5 protein-coding genes and 1 pseudogene are annotated in these 3,991 nt (G+C 38.3%); 1 reads left to right on the top strand and 5 read right to left on the bottom strand.

Annotated features, from left to right (window positions below):
* A pseudogene (locus HCUR_RS09495) lies at nucleotides 1-157 on the bottom strand (IS5/IS1182 family transposase); the annotation flags it as partial.
* 965 nt (nucleotides 158-1,122) lie between these two features.
* Between HCUR_RS09495 and HCUR_RS01950 the strand changes: the two are divergent.
* Nucleotides 1,123-1,299, top strand: a complete 177-nt coding sequence (locus tag HCUR_RS01950) for a hypothetical protein (protein WP_207760864.1) — start codon at nucleotides 1,123-1,125, stop codon at nucleotides 1,297-1,299.
* Between the two features lie 75 nt (nucleotides 1,300-1,374).
* Here HCUR_RS01950 and HCUR_RS09490 read toward each other — a convergent pair whose 3' ends face one another.
* From HCUR_RS09490 to HCUR_RS09785, 4 genes are all read right to left on the bottom strand, one after another.
* Entirely contained in the window at nucleotides 1,375-1,536 is a 162-nt protein-coding gene (locus tag HCUR_RS09490) for a hypothetical protein (protein WP_243397248.1), read from the bottom strand.
* A 58-nt stretch (nucleotides 1,537-1,594) separates the two neighbouring features.
* Nucleotides 1,595-3,313 (bottom strand): arginine--tRNA ligase, encoded by a 1,719-nt coding sequence (gene argS, locus HCUR_RS01940; protein ID WP_104206506.1) that lies wholly within the window; start codon nucleotides 3,311-3,313, stop codon nucleotides 1,595-1,597.
* A 224-nt stretch (nucleotides 3,314-3,537) separates the two neighbouring features.
* Nucleotides 3,538-3,720 carry a hypothetical protein gene (locus tag HCUR_RS01935; protein ID WP_104206505.1) on the bottom strand — a complete coding sequence of 61 codons (183 nt, stop codon included), beginning with the start codon at nucleotides 3,718-3,720 and terminating at the stop codon, nucleotides 3,538-3,540.
* A gap of 22 nt (nucleotides 3,721-3,742) precedes the next feature.
* Nucleotides 3,743-3,877: a hypothetical protein gene (locus tag HCUR_RS09785; protein WP_279337468.1), complete on the bottom strand. Its 135-nt coding sequence runs from the start codon at nucleotides 3,875-3,877 to the stop codon at nucleotides 3,743-3,745.
* Nucleotides 3,878-3,991: the final 114 nt, after the last annotated feature.

The raw sequence follows: 3,991 nt of genomic DNA, 5'->3' as shown, positions 1-3,991 counted from the left end.
CCTCTAAAATAAGCGTGTTCTTTCCACCGCCTTTCGCTTTCTTAAGGCCTTCGGCTTCTCTGAAAATATCAAGCATCTTTTCAAAAGGTGATCTTTTAACGCCTGTTAAACGACGAAATTTTTCGTCTTCTATATTTTTTATGGTTTCCTCGTTCATAACAGATCCTTCTATAGAGCGTTTACATCAAACTTTAAATTCAATCCAGTTTCTCAAGAGGTCTATTCTCTCATTCTTTTTTCCTGGATTCCTTTATCTTTGGCGCTCTTGTAAAAACTGTAGACTGTTTTCAGGCGCGAGTATTCTTTGTAAAAGAAACGCCATTGGCATCCCAGTTCCATCCCATAAATACGGTATTCATCAACTATCTTAGTCTATGCTTTCGGTTTTTCCCATAATTTTCTGTTCTAAAATGACTTTCAATGAAGGTCTTTTATTGATCTACTAAAATCACTTGGACAAGTGATTCTTTGCTCTCTTATCCATATCTTTTAATTCATGGATCTCACATTGTGAAGACAGGTTCTAATAGTTATGCTTTTTAAAATAAATCAACAAATCCCTGTGTAAAAAGTATAACTCAAAAGGTCTGTGTACTATGAATTTTACCCCTCAGGACAGGTCTGAATTTAGGCAACAGCTTGCAATTAAAAACCAGTCACGTAAAAAATTGAAACAGAAGGAATAAAGTATAGGATTGACATGAAAGAAAGGTGAGAGATGTCAACAAGCTATACAAGTGATCTAAAAAATGAAGTGTGGAAAATTATAGAAGAAGGAATCAACAAACGCAAGAAGACGCAAGGAAGGTCGAGGCCTAAAGATGCTAGGCTGGTATAGAAAGACAGAGTTTATATCAAAAAACGGCTGTTTTGGAGGGATCTCCCTAAAGAGTTTAGGCCACGGAAGCAAGTATTGAATGACTTTAATAGGCTAAAACATAGAGGGGGGAATTCAAGCATTGATGAATAACCCCAGAGATAGTATCAGAATAAAGATGGGAAAACAGAAAAGTCCTAGCATAGCAATCATCCCTAGCCAGAGCGTGAACCCAAGTGCTTTTAAACAATGAAGAGATGAAAGTAAGAAAGGAGCGGGTAAAAAAACATCTAAGGGTCAACACCTTGGGCTATCGGCTAAATGGTGATGTGCACAGTGCTAGGCCTCATGGTAGTGCCAAAAGAGTACTTATTTGGCTTGAAGAAAAAAGTTCCAAGGCTGGTGAGCATTTTAATGTATCCAAGGATACTTACACCAGTGAGTTTATCTTCATACGTAAGGTATTTTCTTTGGTATTGTAAAACATGAAGACAACACTAAGGGGGTTAAGGTCCAGAAAGGCGATGGGGTGTAGAGCGTTTATTTACTTGGTTAAGTTATTTTAAAAGGCTATCCAAAGAGTATGAGAGGTCTACTTCATCAGCCAAAGCGTTTATTTCAGCATCCTTCACTACAATAATCCTCCATAGGTTAAAAAAAATGGTTTGCGTGACTATTTCTAAATCAATTGGATAGGGTGTTTTTTTTCTTCTATCCATATCTTTTAACCCATTTCTTGTCTTAAAATTTCTTTCTTTTTTGGGACGATAGTCTAAGTTAAAGCGCTTCTTTAGCCTCAATTCCCAAAATAGCTAAGCCTCGTTTCAGAACAATGGAAATGGCGTACACCCACACTAAATGAGCTAAAGAGCGCATCATTTCTTTTTCATCTAAAAAACGAAGCTCTGTCTGACGACTGCCTTGCTGCCATAAACTATGAAAGCACTGCGCCAGTTTGTATAGTCCTGTACAGATAATATGAGGCTCTCTTGTTTGAGCCGCACTTTCAATAAGACGAGGAAAGTCCAAGGCTAATCCGATGCCTTCTTGATGTTCTTTCCCCCAAGAATTGAGTATCACATCTCTCCACCATCCTTTTTCTTTAAGAAAAGGCCAGATCTCTGTTCCATGGCGTAGCACAGAACAACACCGTGCGTGGGCATACTGAATATAAAATATAGCATTATCTTTAGTACACGCTTTCATGTCCTCAATGTTCAGATCAAAATGAGTATCTCCTTTTTTATTCACCATAAAAAATCGAAAAGTGTCCACATCCACATGGTGCAAAATGTCTTGAATGGAAATAAAATTTCCGGTGCGTTTCGACATTTTTATCGGGTTTCCTTCAGATAAGAATCTAACCATTTGACAGCAAATCATTTCTAATTGCGTAGAATGATCAGCTAAGGTTTCAATGGCTCCCTTAAGACGGGTAACATGACCAATATGATCTGCACCTAAAATATCAATACATACAGAAAACCCTCGACGTACCTTGTCCATATGGTAGGCAAGGTCTGCAGCAAAGTAGGTCCATGTACCATCGGGTTTACGAAGTGCTCGATCTTTAGTGTCTCCCCATAATGAGGTGCGCAGTAGCGGTAAAGATACACTCTCTATTTCATTTTCTGAAGTATAGGACTTTGGAGCTTCCATGATTCCTTCATAAACCCACCCACGTGCTCTTAATTGGGAAAAGGTTTCTTCGATATTACCATTTTGATACAAAAAACGCTCACAGGTAAAAACATCATGATGAATTCTCAAATCATCTAAATCTTTCTGAATAAGGTGTAAGATACGTTGCACAGAAAAAAGTTTTATGTAAGGCTCCCAGACCGATGAAGGTACGTTCATCCAAGCAGTTCCTTCTTGTTCTAACAATTGTTTTCCTATCTCTTGAATGTATTCACCTGGGTAGGCTACCTCCTCATTCTGGTTTTCCCCTAGAAGCGTTTTGTAGGCTTGATAAACAGATTTTGCTAATAACGTGATTTGATTTCCCGCATCATTTACATAATATTCTCGTGTAACCGTATAGCCAGCACTGTTCATAATATTCGCTAAAACATCTCCTATGACGGCACATCTTCCATGTCCTATGTGCAAAGGACCAGTAGGATTTGCAGAAACATACTCAATATTAACGGAACTATTTTTGGACGGGCGTTGACCATAGTGCGTGGGATTGTCTAGGATATTATGAACCCATTTTCCCCATAGATGAGGTTCAATGGTAATATTCACAAATCCTGAACCAGCCACCACTGCCTTTTCAACTCCTTTCATGGTTTGGGTATGAAAACAAATTCGTTGCGCTATAATCATGGGATTAATTGCGAATTTTTTTGCTGCTGCAAAGGCGCTGTGAGTTGTAAAGTCTCCATGGTTTTTTTCAGTGACCAGAAAAAAATTGAGGTCTATTCCAGTGTAACCTTCGTGTATTAATCGATCTATTACCCAGGTCCGAAGCGCTGAAAGAAATACTTCCATTACGAAAAAAGTTGTTTTATATCCTGTAAAGTGTAGCAGTTTTTAACGCTAAATACTACGAATCGCTTGGAAAAAATTCATATGATTAGAAGCTAGCCTGTAATTAAAGTAGAAAGCACGATATGGTATGTACCCGATAAATTAAGTATCTTTCGAATAGCCATTTAAGCGTCTAATAGGATAATATATTCTCTTGATCCCCAGTAAGTAATAGAAAACTTCACTTAATGAAACCCTGAGCTTCGCCGAAAAATTTGCTGACTCGCTTTCCCTTGATGGAACGCAGTATTATCCATGACACTACCACGGTTTTCTGGGATATTGGTAAGTACGATTTCCTCTAGCCAACAAGTCAATACCTCTACAGAACTCGTACACAATCTAATGAGCCCTAAAGTAGAACTCATTCAAGCGCATAGAGTATTTGGTTTACTTTTGGCACTCCAACTCTTGTTTTCCGTAACAACGCTTCTCTTTTACAGAATACTCGTGAATTCTTGACATATCATGAGCAATTTCACGTTCATCAACTTTTTTGGTTAATTTATTATGCTTTTGGCACAATACAGATCTTTTTTCGAGATCCGCCTTTGGATTTTTTATAGCGAACCCCAAGACGTCTCAGGGCTTTCAAAATGCCAACAGCGCTAACTCCAAAGCGCTCTGGTTCATAGGCAT

The organism is Holospora curviuscula (assembly GCF_002930195.1).
Lineage (GTDB): Bacteria > Pseudomonadota > Alphaproteobacteria > Holosporales > Holosporaceae > Holospora > Holospora curviuscula.
The sequence above is the reverse complement of the archived record's forward strand: the minus strand, read 5'-3'. Positions and strand labels throughout refer to the sequence as shown.

What these genes read in the sequence shown, in the direction of transcription:
- HCUR_RS09490 (WP_243397248.1), bottom strand. Translation starts at nt 1,536, where the DNA reads ATGGATAGAAGAAAAAAAACACCCTATCCAATTGATTTAGAAATAGTC.
- argS (WP_104206506.1), bottom strand. Translation starts at nt 3,313, where the DNA reads ATGGAAGTATTTCTTTCAGCGCTTCGGACCTGGGTAATAGATCGATTA.
- HCUR_RS01935 (WP_104206505.1), bottom strand. Translation starts at nt 3,720, where the DNA reads ATGAGTTCTACTTTAGGGCTCATTAGATTGTGTACGAGTTCTGTAGAG.